Origin of the sequence: Streptococcus equinus, assembly GCF_049393735.1 — a bacterium.
Lineage (GTDB): Bacteria > Bacillota > Bacilli > Lactobacillales > Streptococcaceae > Streptococcus > Streptococcus equinus_G.
In genome coordinates this window covers 660,984-681,991 of sequence record NZ_CP185946.1, presented here as the reverse complement: position 1 = coordinate 681,991, position 21,008 = coordinate 660,984, and the positions used below count along the sequence as shown (strand labels likewise).

17 protein-coding genes are annotated in these 21,008 nt (G+C 38.4%); 2 read left to right on the top strand and 15 right to left on the bottom strand.

Annotated features, from left to right (window positions below; translation table 11 throughout):
* Positions 1 to 58: 58 nt before the first annotated feature.
* Positions 59 to 958: a tRNA (adenosine(37)-N6)-dimethylallyltransferase MiaA gene (miaA, locus tag ACNTMY_RS03445; RefSeq protein WP_423216655.1), complete on the bottom strand. Its 900-nt coding sequence runs from the start codon at positions 956 to 958 to the stop codon at positions 59 to 61.
* Positions 959 to 1,145: 187 nt separating this feature from the next.
* Between miaA and ACNTMY_RS03440 the strand changes: the two genes are divergently transcribed.
* Positions 1,146 to 1,322: a DUF3042 family protein gene (locus ACNTMY_RS03440; RefSeq protein WP_006532352.1), complete on the top strand. Its 177-nt coding sequence runs from the start codon at positions 1,146 to 1,148 to the stop codon at positions 1,320 to 1,322.
* A 58-nt stretch (positions 1,323 to 1,380) separates the two neighbouring features.
* Here the strand turns inward: ACNTMY_RS03440 and ACNTMY_RS03435 are convergent, their stop codons facing one another.
* Together ACNTMY_RS03435 and ACNTMY_RS03430 are read right to left on the bottom strand one after the other, a co-directional pair.
* Complete coding sequence (locus tag ACNTMY_RS03435) at positions 1,381 to 2,115, bottom strand: hypothetical protein (RefSeq protein WP_423216654.1); 735 nt, start codon at positions 2,113 to 2,115, stop codon at positions 1,381 to 1,383.
* A 28-nt stretch (positions 2,116 to 2,143) separates the two neighbouring features.
* Positions 2,144 to 2,584, bottom strand: a complete 441-nt coding sequence (locus ACNTMY_RS03430) for a cytidine deaminase family protein (RefSeq protein ID WP_423216653.1) — start codon at positions 2,582 to 2,584, stop codon at positions 2,144 to 2,146.
* Between the two features lie 187 nt (positions 2,585 to 2,771).
* On the opposite strand from ACNTMY_RS03430, the gene ACNTMY_RS03425 reads away from it, so the two are divergent.
* The gene (locus ACNTMY_RS03425) at positions 2,772 to 3,917 is read left to right on the top strand and encodes a cobalamin-independent methionine synthase II family protein (RefSeq protein ID WP_423216652.1); all 1,146 of its coding nucleotides are present in this window, start codon (positions 2,772 to 2,774) and stop codon (positions 3,915 to 3,917) included.
* Between the two features lie 74 nt (positions 3,918 to 3,991).
* On the opposite strand, the gene addA is transcribed toward ACNTMY_RS03425, so the two are convergent.
* From addA to ACNTMY_RS03365, 12 genes are all read right to left on the bottom strand, one after another.
* Positions 3,992 to 7,618, bottom strand: a complete 3,627-nt coding sequence (addA, locus tag ACNTMY_RS03420; protein ID WP_423216651.1) for a helicase-exonuclease AddAB subunit AddA — start codon at positions 7,616 to 7,618, stop codon at positions 3,992 to 3,994.
* Positions 7,608 to 10,853: an ATP-dependent nuclease subunit B gene (rexB, locus tag ACNTMY_RS03415; protein ID WP_423216650.1), complete on the bottom strand. Its 3,246-nt coding sequence runs from the start codon at positions 10,851 to 10,853 to the stop codon at positions 7,608 to 7,610. Before rexB ends, addA begins: the two co-directional genes overlap by 11 nt.
* A gap of 137 nt (positions 10,854 to 10,990) precedes the next feature.
* Positions 10,991 to 13,396 (bottom strand): phenylalanine--tRNA ligase subunit beta, encoded by a 2,406-nt coding sequence (gene pheT, locus ACNTMY_RS03410; protein ID WP_423216649.1) that lies wholly within the window; start codon positions 13,394 to 13,396, stop codon positions 10,991 to 10,993.
* A gap of 69 nt (positions 13,397 to 13,465) precedes the next feature.
* Positions 13,466 to 13,990 (bottom strand): GNAT family N-acetyltransferase, encoded by a 525-nt coding sequence (locus ACNTMY_RS03405; protein ID WP_423216648.1) that lies wholly within the window; start codon positions 13,988 to 13,990, stop codon positions 13,466 to 13,468.
* Between the two features lie 31 nt (positions 13,991 to 14,021).
* The gene (gene pheS / locus ACNTMY_RS03400) at positions 14,022 to 15,065 is read right to left on the bottom strand and encodes a phenylalanine--tRNA ligase subunit alpha (protein WP_027967999.1); all 1,044 of its coding nucleotides are present in this window, start codon (positions 15,063 to 15,065) and stop codon (positions 14,022 to 14,024) included.
* 288 nt (positions 15,066 to 15,353) lie between these two features.
* Entirely contained in the window at positions 15,354 to 16,220 is an 867-nt protein-coding gene (locus ACNTMY_RS03395) for a DNA/RNA non-specific endonuclease (RefSeq protein ID WP_423216647.1), read from the bottom strand.
* Between the two features lie 99 nt (positions 16,221 to 16,319).
* The gene (locus ACNTMY_RS03390) at positions 16,320 to 16,508 is read right to left on the bottom strand and encodes a DNA-directed RNA polymerase subunit beta (RefSeq protein WP_423216646.1); all 189 of its coding nucleotides are present in this window, start codon (positions 16,506 to 16,508) and stop codon (positions 16,320 to 16,322) included.
* A gap of 2 nt (positions 16,509 to 16,510) precedes the next feature.
* On the bottom strand, positions 16,511 to 17,785 hold the full coding sequence (gene murA / locus ACNTMY_RS03385) for a UDP-N-acetylglucosamine 1-carboxyvinyltransferase (RefSeq protein WP_423216645.1): 1,275 nt from the start codon (positions 17,783 to 17,785) through the stop codon (positions 16,511 to 16,513).
* Between the two features lie 62 nt (positions 17,786 to 17,847).
* The gene (locus ACNTMY_RS03380; protein ID WP_423216644.1) at positions 17,848 to 18,084 is read right to left on the bottom strand and encodes a DUF1146 family protein; all 237 of its coding nucleotides are present in this window, start codon (positions 18,082 to 18,084) and stop codon (positions 17,848 to 17,850) included.
* A 143-nt stretch (positions 18,085 to 18,227) separates the two neighbouring features.
* Positions 18,228 to 18,644: a F0F1 ATP synthase subunit epsilon gene (locus ACNTMY_RS03375; protein ID WP_423216643.1), complete on the bottom strand. Its 417-nt coding sequence runs from the start codon at positions 18,642 to 18,644 to the stop codon at positions 18,228 to 18,230.
* A 12-nt stretch (positions 18,645 to 18,656) separates the two neighbouring features.
* Positions 18,657 to 20,063, bottom strand: a complete 1,407-nt coding sequence (atpD, locus tag ACNTMY_RS03370; protein ID WP_024344335.1) for a F0F1 ATP synthase subunit beta — start codon at positions 20,061 to 20,063, stop codon at positions 18,657 to 18,659.
* A 65-nt stretch (positions 20,064 to 20,128) separates the two neighbouring features.
* Positions 20,129 to 21,004, bottom strand: coding sequence for a F0F1 ATP synthase subunit gamma (locus ACNTMY_RS03365; RefSeq protein WP_423216642.1), 876 nt, complete (start codon positions 21,002 to 21,004; stop codon positions 20,129 to 20,131).
* Positions 21,005 to 21,008 lie beyond the last annotated feature (4 nt).

Genomic DNA, 21,008 nt, shown 5'->3' with positions numbered 1-21,008 from the left:
TAAATATCATTATAACATAAATTTTATTTGAAAAGGGTAAAGGAGTTTTTGTACTGCCTTACATTTTCTTATCATTTAAGAAACAGTCGACATCTTCTGTAACTTTTGTTTTAAAATCTGTCTCAGAAACATTATAAAATTGTACTGCCATTCGATTTCTAAACCAAGTTAGCTGGCGTTTAGCAAAGCGTCGTGTGTTTTGTTTTAATTTTTCAACACAGTTTTCAAGAGATTCTTCTCCTGAAAAGTATGGGAAAAGTTCTTTGTAGCCAATAGCTCGTGCTGCTTGAACCTCTCGGTAATTATCATAAAGCCATTTTGCCTCATCCAAAACGCCATTTTCAACCATGAGATCAACGCGACGATTAATGCGATCATACAGAACTTGACGATCGTCATTTAGACCAATCAAGTAAGCATCATAATCTGTTACTTTGTTTTCTAAATCTTTTCCAAATTTAGCTAACTCAAGTGCTCGAATAGCTCGTCGTCGATTAATCTGAGGAATTTCAATTTTTTGCTCTGCTATTTTTTCAAAAAGCTCGTCATCTGACAAAAGTTCAAGCTCTTTTCGATAAGCAAGAACCTTTTCCTGATCAACTTGACCACCCAGATGGTAACCTTCTAGCAAACTTTGAAGATAAAGCCCTGTTCCCCCGACGATGATCGGAAGTTTGCCTCGACTGACAATATCTGAAATGGCTGCGCTAGCTTCCTGAACAAAATCATAAACCGAGTAAGTCTCATCAACATTGCGCACATCAATCAAATGATGCACTGCTTCAGCTTGTTCTTCTGGAGTTGCTTTTGCCGTTCCAATATCTAATTGACGATAGACTTGCTGACTATCACCACTGATAATTTCTCCATTGAATTGTTTAGCTAGCTCAATTCCCAGTGCAGTTTTTCCAACAGCAGTTGGACCAACTACAGCTAGCAGTTTTATTTTTTTTGACATTTATTTTTTATCCGTCCTAAGCCTGATTTTTTAGTAAATATAACGTTTTCACTTGAACTTTTAGGCAATTTTAGTTACCATTATTATAACATAAGGTGGTGGGACAAGAAAACCAATCCTACCGCTACAAAAGAGTATAAAGAACTCTTTATACTCCCTGTTCTTATCAGTAAGGAGGAGAATTATTATGGCTAAAAAATTCGCATTTGCTAAAGGTCTTGCTACTGGTGTGGTAGCCACTGCAGCTACAGTTGCTGGTGCTATCTTTGCAGTTAAGAAAAAAATTATTGAACCTGAAGAAGAAAAAGCTGCCTTCATTCAAGAAAATCGTAAAAAAGCAGCACGTAAACGTATTTCTCACTAATTGCTGAACACATAAAAAGCTATGAGCCTATCCGCTCATAGCTTTTTTATTTATCTTTTTACAAAATCTCCCAATCTTCAATACCAAATTCATCCAATAATGCTTGAATCTTATCAAATGCCAATCGAAAATGCTCTAGTTTATGTCCATCTGAACCAATAGAATATTTGTGGCAACCCAGTTCTTTTACTAGACTTAATGCGTATCGATAAAGCTCTTCTTTGCCATACAAGTACATGGATTTACTATTTAACTCAAAAGCTAAATCATGGTCAATCATTTTCTGGAAGATACGCTTTAATTGAGGTTCATAAACTTTTAAATCCTCGACTGTCATATCAAAAATTCGAAAGCCATAATCAAAATGCGCTAAAACATCCGCATCCACGCGCCCAATAGCGTACTCCAACTTATCCAGATATTCTTGAATAATCTCCGCTTTATCCATATCTGCCACTTCATCATCAAGGTAATCATTTGTCCCATTATGGTGAACTGATAACAATTTTAAGTCATAGTCCTTATCTGCTAGATAAGCAATAATATCAGCTTCACGTGGCTCGTAGTAGCCAATTTCAATTCCTTTTTTGATACGATTGCCATATTTTCGATTAAGCTCAGCTATTTCACGCGAATAAGCGTCATAATCCGGCACATCATCTTGCTTAGTATAAGGATTTGACAAATCATAGTGCTCTGTTGTCACAATATCACCATCATAATGAGTTAAATAATCTTCAAACTTAGCCTCTGAATCATATGAAAAATGTGTGTGTAAATGATTATCTCGCATCCTCTACCTCGCTTATCTTTACTTGTGACTAGTCTAAATCCTCAATGCCAGCTGCCATGCGCTCTTCTCCCCACCAATTGGGCATCAACTCACCAAGTGTAATGGTTTCACGCTTATCATAGTCAATCATAAATTCCAAATCTTTATTTTTAGGTGATAGTTGCATCAAAAATTCACGGCAAGCACCGCAAGGCATACCTGAGCCACCACCATTTGGCGCTTTATCACGAAACGCAATGATACGCTTTATGGCCGTTTGACCAGATTGCTGGAACATATTAAATGCGGCAGCTCGTTCCGCACAAAGATGAAATACACCAGATGTAGCTTCAAAACAGTAGCCTGTGAAAATCTGTCCATCTTCTGCTTCAACCGCTGCGACAACATGATTTGAATAAATAAAAGGCGTCACATAATGTGGATTATAGTCTTTTTTTGCTGCTTCGTACAGTTTCTCCCAAATGTCCATTATAAATCTCCCACAAAAATTGTCAGTCTTTTCTTATTTTACCAAATTTTCTGTCATTTTCATAGAAAAAACATATTTTTCCAGTTATAGTTAATAACTATACATTACCCCATATAAATAACTATTTTCCAAAACTGAAAAGCTCAGCTAAAATAGAAATCACAAAAAAATAAACGAGGTATAGAAAATGGCTAAGTCAAGATTTCAACTAGTTGGTTCACTTTTACGACCAGCAGATTTACGTGAATACAAAATCGCTATCGAACACCGTGATGATATCAAATATCCTTTCTACGATGCATTCGAAGGCTACAAAGAAACAGAAACAGCTGATATCAAAAAAGTTATCGCTGAAGAAAAAGCGGCAGGTATCGATGTCCTAACTGACGGCGAATACTCAAAATCTATGTGGCACCTTGATTTCGTTTGGGGCTTAAAAGGTATTCAACGTTACATCGCTGACCACGGATACACTTTCCAAGACCATGATGGCGGTCATTTTGAAACACGTAAAGATATCGGTATTCGTATCACTGAGCCACTTTCTGGCAAAAACCACCACTTCCTTGACATTTTTAAACTTCTTAAAGAAGAAGCTGGTGAAACTGATACAAAACTAACAATCTGGGGACCTGCCCATGCCTACACAGAATTCACCGTTTTCAATAAACTAGTTGGTGAGGATCAAGTTTACAAAACTAATGAAGAACTAAAAGCTGGACTCATCAATGCTTATAAAGAATTCTTGAAAGAATACAAAGAAGCTGGCGGCAAAATCATCCAATTCGACGATTGTCTTTGGGAACTTTTTGATGAAACTAACCCTGCTGGGTTCTTTGCTGAAGGTAATGGCGGTCTTGCTAATTTAGCTGATGAATTTATCTCTGTCAATAATGAAGTGGCTGATTATGGTCATGAACTTGGTCTTAAAGTTTGGACACACAATTGCCGTGGAAACTATGAAAGCCGTTCAGCATCTGGCGGTACTTATGAAGCTATCGCTACAAAATTCTTGAAGGACCAACACTACGACCGCTTCTTCCTAGAATGGGATAGCGAAGTTGCTGGTGACCTTAAAGCACTTGAAAGCTTGAAAGACTCTGATGCTGAAGTTGTGCTTGGACTTCTTTCAAGTAAAACAACTGAACTTGATAACGAAGAACGTGCACTTAAAATGCTCGAAGAAGCTAGCAAGATTATTCCAAAAGAACGCCTTTTCCTTTCACATCAATGTGGCTTTGCGTCATGTGACTCAGGAAATGAGCTAGCCATTCCTCAACAATGGGCTAAAATCAAGCAAGGTCAAGACATCGCTGCTAAATTCTGGAATTAATCTAAAAACTCACCTTTATTTTTTCTATATACAATACTATACAAAAAGCAACCGATTATCGGTTGCTTTTTAGATTACAGTTTAACTACTTCTAAGTTTTCTCCGCCAAGCAAAACAAGGTATTTGTCAACTTGTTCGATATGGTAAGACTTGCTAAGGGCTTCGGCGTAAAGAGCCATTTGTCCCTGATAGCGTTTTTTGATGTCTTCGCTGTTAGTGTATTTATCTGTTTTATAATCAAACAGAACAATTCGGTCGTCGAATAAAAGGTAACCGTCGACAATCCCACGCACAACAAACTTTTCCTTGCTTTCTGGGTCTTCTTTTAACATGGCAAATGGAGCTTCACGATAAATCTTGTCAACATTTTTCTGAATCATTTGTCCGAGTTCTGAACCTTCAAAGAAATCAAGTACATGCTCAAGACAAATACGTGATTTGACATCATCTTCAACTGAAACTTGTGCTAATGCTGATGTAATATCATCCAGCGTTACCTGCTCTGATAGCACAATTCTCTGCATGAGTTCATGCATCGCAGAACCAATTGCTGTTGCTTCTACTTTTGCTTTCTTTGAAAAATCTGGAAGTTCAAACGTCGGCTTAGCTTGATGTGATTTTGCCATGACATCAACACCATCAACGTCCATAACTGGCTCATATAGTTTTTTAACTTGACTTGGTGTTCTCAAGCTTGGAAGATTAATCGCAGCTTTATATTCAGTATTTAACTTTTCTACAGCCTCTAACCTATCCAAAGCTTCTGCAATATTGTCTGTCTGACGATTATCTTTCAAGTCATCTGGTTTAATAGCAGACGTCATTTCAATTTGACCAATTTTTTCCTCTGTCAAATCATCATCTGTGACAAATTCAACTTTAAGTGGCAAATTTTTGTAAGTATCATAAATAGCAAGAATCCAGTCTTGGAAGGTCATGAAAGTTTCACGCTCAGATACTGGAATATGATTATTTTCTGATTTTCCGCTATATTTATCCACTAATTTTTCTGCACTAGCTTTTCCGACTAAATACAATCTCTTTTCCGCACGAGTCATCGCAACATAAAGCAGACGCATTTGTTCAGATAGCATGGCTAAACGCAGTTCTCGTTTATTCAGTTGATAAGGCATGGTATCCATGCTAACTTTTACTGCTGGGAAATAATCAGTTTCCAATTCTTCTCGCATATCAGCTAAATACTTAATACCTGCTCCATTTTTGCGCGACAGAATCAAAGGTGAGCTCATGTCTTGAATACTAAATCTCTTATCAAGATTTAAAATGAAAACATACTTAAACTCAAGTCCCTTACTTTTGTGAATGGTCATCAAGTTTACAGCATTTTTAGGCAGTGCCACTTCAACATCTGCCAAATCATTTTCACTCTCAAGAACTTTGTCAATCATACGAATAAAGCGTGACAAACCTTTAAAGCCGCCTCGTTCAAAATTGTTGGCACGAAGCGCAAGCGCATAAAGGTTGGCTTGACGTTGCTCAGCACGAGGAAGATTGCCGACATAGTCATAATAGAAACGCTCATTATAAATCTTCCAAATCAAGTCATAAAGCGAGTGCCATTTGGCAAATTCACGCCAGCTTGCAAGACAATCCATGAAATCTTTCAATTTATTCTGAAGAGCTGTCGTCATCAAATCAGCGTGTTCACCTATGCCATTCAAAGCGTGTTCAAGTTTTTGATAAAGATTAGCTTTGTGTTCATCTTCAAGAGTCTGGAGAGCTAGTCTAGCAAGGTCATCTTCATTAAAAGCAAACATTGGTGAGCGCATCAGAGCAACTAGGGCATAATCATTAAGCGGATTATCAAGTGCTCTAAGCGTATCAAGCATCACCATGACCTCAACCGACTTGAGGTAATTTTGTTCGCCACCATCCGTTACCAAAGGAATCCCGTAGTGTTCAAAGGTCTGCAAAATCGCATTATTTCGCGTACGAAGAGAAACTAAAAGAGTAATATCTTCAAATGGAACGTGTTCCTCATTATGCAAACGAATGATTTCTTTTGCGACTAACTTAACTTCATTCGGATTAATTGACTCTTCTTCGGCGCCTTCTGGAGCGCCATTTGATTCGTCGGTATCATAAATGAGCACTTTTGTTTCATTTTCAGGGTGAGCTTCTTTTTGGGCCTCACTTCCTGCAACAAGCTGATGCATGCCATCATACAAAATCTCACCAACCGATTCATCCATCAAGTGTGTAAAAATGCTATTTGTGGCATCTAGAACTTCTGATTGGCTACGGAAGTTTTCTTTGAGCAAAATCAATTTTCCGTGCTCAGGATTTTCTTGAAAATCTTTAAATTTTTGGTTGAAAATCTGTGGGTCAGCCTGACGGAAACGATAAATCGATTGCTTGATATCTCCTACCATAAAACGATTATGACCGTTTGATAGCAATTCTAGCATGCGCTCCTGCGTGTGGTTGTTATCTTGGTACTCATCGACCATCACTTCGTGGTACTTATCTTGATAAAGCTTACGAATATCTGGATTTTCCTCTAAAATTTCAATCGCAAAGTGTGCAATATCTGAGAATTCAAAAGAGTTTTCTTGGATTTTGGCTTGTAAATACTGCTCAGAAAAATCTTGAACAAAATTCTGCAATAATTCCAACAAAGGAAGACTTTCTGACTGGTAATTAAAAATCGTCTCTAGGTGTTTAAGCCCAGTCAAGCGCCCTTGTAGATTTTTAAAGACAGGATATTTCGTTCCTGCAACTGTCACAGCTGGGCTAGACGGAATTAAATCTGCCACATCAGAAGCCAGACGTCCCAACCCATCACGCCCATAAAGTGTCTCAAAATGCATTGCCCATTCGTGCAAATGTTCAATCATATTTAAGTGTTTTTTATAGTTGGCTGTAGGTGTCCCCTTAGCTGTAACCTGCTTATAATCCTCTAAATCCGTCACATCTTGCAAATGGTTTGCCGTATCATGTAAACAACTTAGAAAGTCATTAACCTCTTGGTCTGGAATAGCAGAAAAATCCGTATAAGTTTTAGCACCTTTTAAAAATACCTCAGACATCCATTTTTTTGGATTATCCGTAGCTTGACTGAAGTCATAAATCTTATAAACGATTTCTCTAAACGCTGAGCTATCTTTGCGATTTCCTGAGAAATTACGCACCAATTTACGAAAACTATCTTGATTCTCACCAAGCATATAATCAGAAAACAAATCTGCAAATACATCATTTTTGACAAGGTCTTGCTCACTCTTATCAGTCATAATACGAAAAGTCGGCGAAATACCAAGCGTATAGCCATATTGGTTAACCAATTTTTGCGTGAAGGCATCCATTGTCCCAATGTCAGCTGTCTGAAGACCTAGCAGTTGCTCATTCAAATATGTTTTTATGTTGTTGTCCTTGGTTACTTGTAAAACCTGACTAATTTTTTTCTCAAGACGCTCTTTTAACTCACCTGCAGCTTTAACAGTAAAAGTTGAGATAAAAAGCTGGTCAACAGTGACACCACGTAAAATCTTATCAATAATACGCTCAACCATGACAAAAGTTTTACCAGAACCCGCTGAGGCTGAGACTAAAATATTATTACCAGAACTATAAATCGCTTCAATCTGTTCAGACGTGCGTTTTTGTTTACTTGATGACTTTGCTTCTTGAGCTTGCAAAAAGGAAATCTCTTCTGATGTCAAAAACGGCTTAAAGTTCATCTTTTTCCTCCTCTTCTTTTAGCATTAGACTCAAAAAGCCCTGACGTCTTTCTTTTCTTGGTAGTTTATACCATTTTCTCGCGTATGGCATGTGACGATTGGCTTCAAAGCGTGTGATAGCTTTTAGCTGGTCACCTTGGACAGACTTGCCATCTTCGCTATATGGATTAATCAGAAAATGACCCTTTTTGATTTGCTCTGCTGCTTGAATAAATAATTTTTGGTTATAAGCAAGAAGAATATCGAGCTCTTCTTGACTGTAAACAGAATCATTCAGATGATAATTTCCATTTGACAGATAGCCTTTTTCTTCGTCTAGGAATAGACCACGATAGCGCAGTTCTTTAGACAAATTCTCCAAAATTTTATCTGTCGTTGCTACCGATGACAGATCAACCTTGGGTTCTTGCATGTGAAGGTACATAGCACCGAAAATTTTATCTGACTCGCTTCTTCCTTTTTTATCACGCAAAGCTTGCATATATGTCACCAATTGCGGATTCAAACCATTATAAAATTTCTGAATGTCAAAAGTATTATGGCTAGATTTATAGTCAACCACACCAAGACTACCATCACTCAAGCGGTCAACACGGTCAATAATACCTCGAATGCGCACCGCATTTGCAATCATCAATTCAAACGGCTCTTCTTCATTTTCAACTTGAATCTGAGCATCATTTTTCAAAATGCTTGCCGTGCTTCTTGCAATATCTTCCAAAACTGTCAGAGAATAGAGGCTTTCTTCGTCTTCTTCATAAACAAATTTAAATTCATCTTCTGAATTAGTCTTTTGAATAGCTTGATTCAACTTAGTATCAAATGGCTGATTAGACTCATCTTTCATGACAAGTTCAAAGACACGGTGAAGATATGTTCCGTGGTTTCTAGCATCCGGATGAATCGTCTCAACTTCTTGCAAGCCAAGAACATACTGCAAGAAATACTTGTACTGGTTATTATAGAAGGTTGTCACAGCTGATGAAGACAGGTTAATCGGTTTATCACTTGGGAAACGAGTCTCAATAACTTCAGAAGCTACTGGCTTAGTCTGCATATTATCTTTAATCAATGGCAGCTCAATACCTTGTGTTTCAAGTCTTTTTCGAAGATATCGAACAGCAACAGACCAAAATGTTTGCTCTTCTTTACTAAGTTCACGTTCTTCTTCAATCGCCAAACGATTAACCTCAATCACTCGAGACAACAGCGCTTTGTAGTTTCCGATATCTTCAAGATTGGCTGATAAACGATTGCGACCTTTTTTCAAAACTGGCACACCAAAGCTTGCTAGCTCTGCAAGATATGATGATTCTTTGTCTTCTGATTCGTTAACAATTTGTGGCAAACTGAGAACCAATTCTTCTGTTGCAGCATTGAAAAGCGAGAGGGCTGCAAAGTGATTTTTCTTGATATTCTCGCGGCTAATAACATCAAAGCGTTGATTTTCATCTGTGCTTTCGTTAACCTTGGCACGCTCTTCATCTGAGATTAAGCTGCGATTTTGGGCAATTTTAGGAAAATGTGACTGCGTCATACCGAGTGCAAAAACAAACTTATTCGTGTGTGGTTCAACTAGGTCATACGATTTTACCGAAACAACGTCTACAGTCGCAGGAACGACACGGTACTGAGCAGCAAGCATACCACTTCTAACAAGCGATAAAAATTCATCCAAAGACAATTTTTCTTTACCGAAAATCGTTTGGAATTGGTTTAAAATTCCCGTAAACGTCCGCCAAACTTGCTCATGTTTTTCTTGCTCAATCTCTGGGAAAGTGGCAACCATACCTTCAAGATTGTCTGGCAGACTAATAGCACGTAAGAAAGTCATTAGTTTTTCAAGTAGACTTGAACCAAGCTGCTTTTGTGCTTTAAAGAGCGTAAGTAAAGGCGTCATGATTTGCTCACGCATTTGATTCATAAAGGCTAAGTGCTCTTTTCCTTTGTAGTTAACCGTAAATTCCTTTGCAAACTTACTTTGCCCCTTAATATCTGCATAAATCAAATATTGCTCAAAAAGGTCTAAATCATCTTGCTTGAATTGTCCATAAAGTCCCGTCTTCAAAAGATTGATAACATCTTCTGTTCGGAAGCGATAACGTTTCACACGCTCCAAAGAATCAATAAAATGCACCAACGGGTGGTCACTCATCGACTCAGCTTTTCCGAAATAATATGGAATTTCATACTTGTCAAAAATCTTTCCAATTTGAAGACGATAGCTGTCCACATCACCTAAAAGAACCAAGATATCCTTATAACGATAGCCCTCATAAAGCTTATGACGAATCGCCTTAGCCACATGCTCAACCTCTTCTTTTTGGTTGATAACATCCCAGATAGCGTAGTGTTTCTTATCATCATCTGTCATGGTTAACTCTGCTGTTGTAAAATCATGCTTAGCTTCAAATAATTTTGACAACTTGGCAAAAGATTTATGTGATTGTTGAGAACTCTCGACATAATGTGGCTGCGCTTGAAATTTCATCGCTAAAGAACGCAAAAAATCCAAACTTGCTTGATAAACATTTCCTGCTGTAAAGGTAGCCTTATAAGCCTTTTGACTGCTATATGTCCCGATAATAACTTGCGCACATTTTTGCTCAAGTAAGCTAACCAAGTGTTCTTCTTCTGCTGAAAAACGTGTAAAACCATCAATGACAAGTGCTACATTTGCAAGAGCACTGTCCAAATGCCCTGATTCAACTTGCTTAGCAAAAAAAGCAATTTTTGACTGAGTGTCATACTGATTGGCTAATAAAATATCATTGACCGCCAAGAAAATTTTCACCAAATCCTCTTGTTTTTCCTCAGATTGAAGCCCATTCAAATCAAGCACAGTCATATTAGCCGACTTCAACTCTTTATACAAATCAACTAACTGCTTGATAAAATTGGTATCCTGTTTTAAACGTCCAAAGACTTTCAAATCCGTATCAGAAAAATGTGAAAGCGCACGGTAAAAAATCATGGCTAGACCATTATCGTCAATTGTTTCTGTTGTCTGTGGCTCATTTAAGACAAAATAGCGCGCCATCTGAGCAAAACGCGTAATAGTAATTGCAAAAGAAGCCTGCTCAGGCAAAAGCTCTAAAACCGCTCTTTCCTTTTCAAAAGACAAAGAGTTTGGAGCAATATAAAAAACTCGCTTATTAACTTTCGCTTGTTCAATTGCCTCTTTCGTTAAAATCTCAGTCATATCAAACTGAATATCTGTATATAATAATTTCATAATAATCCTTCGTCATGCATAGATAGTTTTATTATATCAAATTCTAAGAGCGTTTGGATTTCTGACAAAACAAAACCACCACTTTGCAGCGGTGGTTTATGTATATTAACCCAAATAGCCTACTGTACAGTTAGCAATTAACGAACTTCTGCTCCAAGTTGTTCAACAAGGGCTTTAGTGATTTTATCCATGTATTTTGTAACTTCTTCATCAGTCAAGTTATCATTTGGATTTTGGAATGTAAGGCTATAAGCCATTGATTTCATTCCTTCAGCAATGTTTGCACCAGCGTACACGTCGAAGAGTTTGATATCAGTCAAACGTTTCACTTTAGCTGATTCAATTGCAGTTACAATTTCTTTGTGAGTTGTTGCTTTTGGCAATAGCAAAGCGATATCACGAGAAACTGCAGGGAATTTAGTGATTTCTACGAATGCTTTATCAGCTTCAAGAGCTGCTTCGATAACATCCAAGTTCAATTCAGCAACATAAGTTTCTGGAACATTGTAGTTTTTAGCAGTTTGTGGGTGAATTTGACCAACAAAACCTACTAATTTGTCGTCCAAGTAAATGCTTGCTGTACGGCCTGGGTGCATGCTATCAAGACCTTTTTCAGCAACGTAATCAACTGTCAAGTCAAGTTTGTTAAAGATTGCTTCAACGATACCTTTAGCATAGAAGAAATCAACTGGTGTAGCTTTTGTTTGGAAATCTTTTTCAGCTACCAAACCAGAAATTGCAAATGCAAATGTGCTGATTTCATTTGGAAGGTCTTCTTTGGGATTACCTTTTTGTTCAAAGACTTTACCAATTTCGTAAATAGCCAAATTGCTGTTTTTACGAGCTACATTGTAAGCAATTGTATCAAGCATACCTGAAACAACATTTTGACGAAGAACTGAACGTTCAACTGACATTGGCCACATTAATTCAGTCAAGTTGCTTGGTTGCAATGTGAATTCAGTTGCTTTTTCTGGTGTTGTCAAAGCGTATGATACGATTTCAGACAAACCTGCTGCTTCTGCGATTGAACGCATTTTACGACGCAATTTTTGAGTTGCTGTCAATTCGCCTGCAGTACCAGCTGCTTGTGGCAATGTTGTTGGAAGATTTTCGTAACCGTAAATACGAGCAATTTCTTCAACCAAGTCAGCTTGGATAGCAATATCCCAACGACGACGTGGTACTGAAACTGTAAATTTATCAGCATTTCCTGACAAACCAAAGCCAAGTTTTGCAAAGACATCTTCAATGTCAGCATATGTTAATTCTGTTCCCAAACGAACGTTAACATAATCAAGAGTAGTTGATACTTCTACATCTTCAGTTGGTACTGAACCAGCTTCAACTCGACCAGCAAGAACATCACCTTCTGCCAATTCAGTCAACATTGCAGCAGCAAAGTCTAGAGCTTCATCAACTGTAGCATAGTTGATACCTTTTTCAAAACGAGCTGAACTTTCAGAACGAAGATTCAAACGACCGCTTGTGCGACGAATTGATGTACCGTCAAAGACAGCAGCTTCAAGAACAACGCTTTTAGAATTGCTGTCGATTTCAGTATCTTGTCCGCCCATAACACCAGCAAGTGCAACTGGTTTATCGTTAACTGTGATGACAAGGTCTTCAGCATTCAATTCACGTTCTTCGCCATCAAGAGTGACTAATTTTTCACCTTCACGCGCATTACGTGCAACAATTTTATTTCCTTCAAATTTGTTCAAATCAAAGGCATGCATTGGTTGACCAAAGTACAATAGAACGTAGTTTGTCACGTCGACAACATTGTTGATAGGACGGATTCCAGCGTTCATCAAAAGGTTTTGCAACCATTGTGGACTTGGTTTAACAGTCACATTTTCAACGACACGTGCTTTGTAAGTCAAGACTTTGTCAGACTCGATTGCAACATCGATAACATCTTTAGCAGCTTTAGAAACTTCTTTAACTTCTTTTTCTGGGAAGTGAACTTCTTTTCCGTAGATAGCTGCTACTTCGTGAGCTACACCGCGCATTGAAAGAGCGTCCGCACGGTTTGGTGTGATTGATAATTCAACGATTTCATCATCCAAATCAAGGTATGGGAAAATGCTGTCACCTGGTTTAGCATCTTCTGGCAAGATTTGAATTCCGTCTGAAAATTCTTTTGGAATGATTGATTCTGGCAAACCAAGTTCTTGGAGTGAGCAAATCATACCAAGTGATTCCATACCACGGATTTTACCTTTTTTGATTTTGTAGTTGTCTGCAATACGTGCACCTGGAACAGCAACGATTACTTTAATTCCTGCAGTAACATTTGGAGCACCACAAACGATTTGGCGCAATTCGTCATCACCAGTATCTACTTGGCAAAGGTGCAAGTGTGTTTCAGGAACATCTTCACAAGATACAACGTGACCAACAACTAATTTTGTCAAACCTTCAGATGGTGTTGATACTCCTTCAACCTCAATCCCTGTAGTTGACATTTTTTCAGAAAGCTCATGAGTTGTAACATCAACATCGACAAGCTCTTTTAACCATTTATAACTTACTAACATAATAATGTGTTAAAAGCTTTCGCAGTCAAAGCTTAATTGACCTGCAAGCTTCTTTATCCCTTTCTACTGTTATTCTTTTAAGGCTTTTCTCATAAGCCAATCTGTATCTACTTTATCGCCAACTTTAAATGAGTGTTCCGAAAATTTTTCAAAACCATATTTACGGTAGAATCCTTGCGCTTTAACATTGTCTTCCCAGACACCTAACCAAGCCCAATCAAATCCACCTTTTTTAGCCATATCAAGCGCAAGCTCAAATAACTTTTTACCTAAGCCTAAGCCCTGACACTCACTAAGAATATAAATACGTTGAATTTCAAAAGCATTTTCTAACTCATGCTCAGTCTGTGCTGCTCCCCAGTTGACTTTCATAAAACCAACTTCACGTCCATCAACCAAAACAAAGCGAACATCAGATTCAGCATCTGTCACATCTTTTTCAAGTTGCTCTAAAGTGTAATTGTCATCGAAAAATTGTTGAAGTTCTTCCTCGGTATTATCAAAACCAAAAGTTTCACGAAAAGTATCAATGCTAAGTTTTTGTAGCACATCCAACTTATCCAAGGTCACTTTTTCAACTCTGATTTCTGCCATGATGACCTCCAATTCTTTTTCTTAATAATGATTATTTAAATTGATCTGAGAAACGGACATCGCCTTGATAGAAGCCACGAATATCGTTGATACCATAACGAAGCATTGCAATACGTTCTTGACCAAGACCAAAAGCAAATCCAGAATATTTTTCTGAGTCAACGCCAGACATTTCAAGAACACGAGGGTGTACCATACCAGCACCAAGGATTTCAATCCAACCTGTTTTCTTACATACGTTACATCCTTTACCGCCACATTTGAAGCATGAAACGTCAACTTCTACTGATGGTTCAGTGAATGGGAAGTATGATGGACGAAGACGGATTTTACGATCTTCACCAAACATTTTCTTGATAATCATTTCAAGAGTTCCTTTAAGGTCACCCATAGAAATGTTTTCACCAACAACAAGACCTTCGATTTGGTGGAATTGGTGACTGTGAGTTGCATCGTCAGTATCACGACGGAACACACGTCCTGGTGAGATCATTTTCAATGGACCTTTAGAAAAGTCATGTTTATCAAGTGTACGAGCTTGAACAGGACTTGTGTGTGTACGAAGCAAGATTTCTTCAGTGATGTAGAAAGTATCTTGCATATCACGTGCTGGGTGATCTTTAGGCAAGTTCATACGTTCGAAGTTGTAGTAATCTGATTCAACTTCAAAACCATCAACAACTTGGAATCCCATACCAAGGAAGATATCTTCGATTTCTTCACTTGTTTGTGACAAGACATGACGGTTACCAAGATTGATTTGACGTCCTGGAAGAGTCACATCCAAGCTTTCTGATTCCAATTGTGCTTTAATTTTAGCTGCTTCAACAATTTTAGCTTGTTCTTCAAAAGCTTTTGTCAAAACGTCACGCACTTCATTGACTTGTTTTCCGACAACTGGACGCATTTCTTTAGAAAGGTCTTTCAACCCTTTCAATAATTCTGTCAATGATCCTTTTTTACCAAGAACTTGAACACGTAATTCTTGAAGTTCTTTTGCATTGTTTCCACGCATTTCAGCCAATTTAGCTTGCGTAGATGATTTTAATTCCTCTAACTGCGCTTGTAAATCCATTAAATTTCCTTCCTTGGGTCAAGCCCGATTTAATTGAAAACGAAAAAAGCGTGCCACACTCCAATAGCGGAGCGTTGACACGCGGTACCATCCGTTTTTTATCTGACTAGCAGACCTTAATTCATCGTCTTTATCATGAGTGAATTCGCCAAACTTTCATCTAGGAAGCTTCCAGTCACGACTTCCATTCCCTGTTAAACTGCCATAAGGTTACTAGTCTCATAAGACACTATTCAATTTACTCCTCATTCTAGCAAATTTTTCACCATTTGACAAGGTCAAGCCAAATTAATTCACACTAATCTGACCTGAATAGTAATCAATCGTAAGTCCACTTTGAACGTTTGGCACAAAGACATTAAACTCTAAACTACCATCAGACGACTTAGCTTCCAAGTGTGTTCCACTAGCTAAAATATTGTCCCCATCGTAGATTAAAGTCACACGATAGCGAACTCGTTTATTCTGATCAAGTGCTCGACGAACAAGCCCTTCATAGTAATTCTGACCAGTCGAGTTTTCTGATCTAGCTTCATTTGCCCAAGCTGTCTGCGTAGCAACATTTTCAGGGTTGCTTGTTGAAGCGTCAAAACCTCTCAAACCACCAATCAAAGCATAACCAAGCAAATGCCCACGATCAACCGCATGACTATAAGTTCCAGATAGATTTTGCACTTGATGCCAACCAGCTGGCGTCCACGACGTTGAGCCATTACCCGTTTCCTCACGGCTTCGGTATTGACGGGTTGACTTACTCAAAAGTGCATTAGCAACTGTTGGAACTGACTGTCCTTGTACTACTTTCGTCTTATTATTGGCATAAGCTTTGCTTGAAACCTTGGCATTCAAAGCGGTTTTATTTCCATTTACAAGGTAAGCCCCTGCTCCATTCCATTCAATAGTTGAGCCTAACTGTGCTTTAACATTATCAGTTAAAACTGACTCAGCCAATTCCTGACTTGGTGCTGAGTCATTAGCACTTGAATGATTTGAAGCAACCTGTGACGATGATGCTCCCGTAACAAGAGACAAAACTTGATTGACTGGATCACTAGAATCAGACGTCGTTACCCATCCTGTTCCAATACCAACTAATAAAACCAGTAAAGAGATAAATGATTTTGTCTTTTTAGACAGATTTGATTTTTTTGCCATTAACTTCCTTTCACCAAAAAAGTGGAACATCAAACCTAAAAATAGATTCGATGATTCCACCTCTAAATTCTACAACAAAGTTTCTCGAAACCGCTCTAATTATTGACCTGTAAACTTAGCAATAATAGATTGCCATTTATCGAGTGATAGAATTGAAAATGGATTTTTACCATCTCCGATAATACCATATCCAACCATCAGTCCAATCGCTAAAAATAGGCAGGCTAATAGAGCAACCAATAAAACTAATCCCAATTGTTTTACTACATATTTCCAGCCACTTGTCATTTTTAAGCCTCGCTTACACGTTTAATATTTGCACCTAGTTTAGCCAATTTTTCATGGAATTTATAGTAGCCACGATCAAGGTGATTCAAACGACCAACTGTTGTTGTTCCTTTAGCGACCATTCCTGTTAAAATCAAAGCTGCACTTGCGCGAAGGTCAGTTGACATCACTGGAGCACCTTGTAATTCAGTACCACCATGAATCATTGCCGTATCACGCATGATTTCTGATTGCAACCCCATACGGCGCATTTCTTCTAAATGTTGGAAACGATTTTCAAAAACTGTTTCAATCATTGTTGACTCACCATTAACCACTGCCATCAAGGCTGTGAACTGAGCCTGCATGTCTGTAGGAAATCCTGGGTGAGGAAGTGTTTTAACTGTTACAGGCTTTAATTTAGCTGTATCAGCAACCACACGAATACCTTCTGGTTCATCGATTACTGTCACACCCATTTCAATCAATTTTGAAATCAATGGACGATTGTGTTCCCAGATAGCATCTTTAATGAGAACATCACCAGATGTCATCGCTGCCGCTACCATAAATGTACCAGCTTCGATACGGTCTTGAACAACATCATGTTCAGCACCATGAAGACTATCAACACCAACGATGGTAAGTGTTTCAGTACCAGCACCCTTAACAACAGCTCCCATTTTATTTAGAAGCACCGCCAAATCAACAATTTCTGGCTCACGTGCCACATTTTCAATAATTGTAGTACCTTCAGCAAGAGTTGCAGCCATCATCAAGTTTTGTGTAGCTCCAACTGATGGGAAATCCATATAGATTGTTGTTCCCTTAAGTTTTCCATCAACCGTAGCTGTAATATCACCACCAGCTTGTGTGATTTTTGCACCCATAGCCTCCAAACCTTTGAGGTGAAGGTCAATTGGGCGGCTACCAATTGTACAACCACCCGGCATTGAAACTTTGGCATGACCTTTACGGGCTAAAATTGGTCCTAAAACAACGATTGAAGCACGCATTTTGCTGACATACTCATACGGTGCAACATCCAAGATATCTCCAGAAGCATCAACCTCAATAGTATTTTTAGCCTCATCAAAATCAACTTGAATATCCAAGCCACGAACAACATTATTCATTGTATATACATCTGAAAGGATTGGAACATTGGTTAAAATTGTTTTTCCTTTCTCTGGTAAAATTGTCGCAGCAAGAAGAGGAAGAACAGCATTCTTTGCTCCTTCAATAATTACTTCTCCTTCAAGGCGAGTATTACCACCTTCAATTATAATTTTATCCAAAATGAACTCCATTCTTATATTATAATACCTAAAATTATATCACAGTTTAGCAATTATTGCTTTTATTGAAAATCAAAGAAGAATGTCTGGCTAACAGTGATAATTTCCAAAATAAAATGGCTTACCATGTAGCCTATGGCAATACTCAACAAAAGAATAAAAACTTTGAGACGTCCGATATTCTCAGCAGTATTTTTAATCACTTTTGACCAATCAAATAAATTGCGAAGCACTTGGTGAGTCATCGCAATAAAAATAAGATGACTAATCAGAGTCACTGAACTATTTAAAATTTCCATAAAACCATTATATCAGAATTCAAAGCCGACAACAAAAAACTTATAAAATATCAAACTTCTTTACACAGTGGCAATAAAACTGTAATAGAAATTTCTTAGAGAACAAAAAAGCCTGAGACAAATATCTCAGACTTTCTTATATTTTATTTATTACCAACACTGATACGGTTCAAAGCACGACGAAGAGCAACTTGTGCACGACGTACTTCGTCGATATCGTGAGTACTTTGAGCTTGTTCCAATTTACGTTCTGCACGAAGTTTAGCACGTTCAGCACGGCTAACATCGATATCGCGTTCACGTTCTGCAGAGTCTGCAACAATTGTCACAAAATTATCTTTAATCTCAATAATACCACCGTTGATAGCTACCCAATCCACGTGATTAGGATCATCAGTACGATGAATCTTCATTTCGTGGACAGTTAGCGGAGCAATGAGGTTAATGTGTTCTGGCAAAATCCCCATCTCACCATCCGGTGTTTTTACTGAAATAAAATTAGCATGGTGATCATAGCGAATACCATCTGGTGTTACTACCTGAACAGTCATATATGTCATGGTATCACCTCATTAGTAATTCATTTTCTTAGCTTTTTCAACTACATCCTCGATTGGACCTACGTTACGGAAAGCATCTTCTGGAAGATCATCGTATTTACCTTCCAAGATTTCTTTGAATCCACGAACAGTTTCAGCAACTGGAACGTATGAACCAGGCATACCTGTAAATTGTTCAGCAACGTTGAAGTTTTGTGACAAGAAGAATTGGATACGACGAGCACGTCCAACCAATGTTTTTTCTTCGTCAGACAATTCATCCATACCAAGGATTGCGATGATATCTTGCAATTCACGGTAACGTTGAAGAACACGTTGCACTTCTGTTGCTACTTCATAGTGTTCTTGACCAACAATTTCTGGTGCAAGGGCACGTGAACTTGAAGCAAGAGGGTCAACGGCTGGGTAGATACCCATTTGAGTCAACTTACGTTCAAGGTTAGTTGTTGAATCCAAGTGAGCGAATGCTGTTGCTGGCGCTGGGTCAGTGTAGTCATCGGCTGGCACATAGATGGCTTGGATAGATGTAACAGAACCTTTTTTAGTTGATGTGATACGTTCTTGCAATTGACCCATTTCAGTAGCCAATGTTGGTTGGTAACCAACGGCTGATGGCATACGACCAAGAAGGGCTGATACTTCAGAACCTGCTTGAGTGAAACGGAAGATGTTATCGATGAAGAGAAGCACGTCTTGTCCTTCGACATCACGGAAGTATTCCGCAATTGTCAAACCAGTAAGGGCAACACGCATACGTGCTCCAGGTGGTTCATTCATTTGACCGAAGACCATGGCTGTTTTTTCGATAACGCCAGATTCTTTCATTTCCCAGTAAAGGTCATTACCTTCACGTGTACGTTCCCCAACACCGGTAAATACTGAGATACCACCGTGTTCTTGGGCAATGTTGTGAATCAATTCTTGGATAAGAACGGTTTTACCAACACCGGCACCACCGAAAAGTCCAACTTTACCACCTTTAAGGTAAGGGGCAAGAAGGTCAATAACTTTGATACCTGTTTCAAGGATTTCTGATGATGTTGATAATTCATCAAAAGCTGGTGCTTTTTTGTGGATTGGTTCGCGAGGTGCATCTTCTGCGAATGGTTCATCAAGGTCGATTGTATCACCAAGAACGTTGAACACACGACCCAAAGTTTCTTTACCAACTGGTACACTAATTGGACGACCAGTATCGAAAACTTCTAATCCACGTGTAAGCCCATCAGTTGATTCCATAGCGATAGTACGAACAAGACCGTCTCCAAGTTCAAGAGCAACTTCGAGCACGATTTTTTGAGATTTATCGCCATTTTTATAAACAATCAATGCATTATTAATCTCAGGTAATTTGTCACCAGCTGCAAACGCAACGTCAACAACTGGACCAACAACCTGAGCAATTTTGCCTGAGCTCATGTTTTTCTCCTTTTAGATTTTTTAGGGAGTCGCTCCCTTTTTTATGAGGCTAAAAAGCACTCACATTATTCTAGTGCGTTAGCACCTGCTACAATTTCAGTGATTTCTTGCGTAATAGCAGCTTGACGCGCACGGTTATACTGAATAGTCAAATCATTGATAACATTTTTAGCATTATCTGTTGCTGTTTGCATAGCAGTCATACCTGCCGCATGCTCAGCAGTTTTCGCATCAACAATTGCTCCGTAAATTAGACTTTCAGTGTATTGTGGCAAGAGTTGTTCCAAAATCATTTCACGATTTGGTTCCAATTCAAAACCAGTAACACCTTCTTCTGCTGCTTCGTCAGCGTCTAACTCAGCAATTGGAAGCATTTGTTGTACACGAACTTGACTAGTCAAGCTATTTACGTGATGATTGTAACATACATATAATTCATCGAACAATTCGTTTTTATACATTTCAACAGATTGTGAAATGATATTTCCAACTTGTTCAAATGATGGCTGATCTTCCAAACCACGCAATTCAAAGACAACGTTCATACCACGAGCTTTAAAGAAATCAGCTCCAATACCACCAATGGCGATAATAGCGTAGCTATCATCTTTGTGATATTCCTCAATAAGATCCATCATTGCTTTAAGGATTTTTGAGTTATAACCGCCAACAAGTCCTTTATCAGATGTGATTACAATGTAACCAGTCTTTTTAACAGGACGAGCTGCAAGCATTGGATTTTTTGAACCATTAACAAGTTCTGATTTCAATAAGTCAGTTGTGATTTGACGAATTTTTGATGCGTAAACTTGGAAATCTTTTGCTGCCTGCTCAGATTTAGTCAATTTTGCAGCTGATACCATTTGCATGGCACCAGTGATATGACTAGTTTTCTGAGTTGAAATAATTTTCCCTTTGATTTCACTAAGAGAGCCTGCCATATGC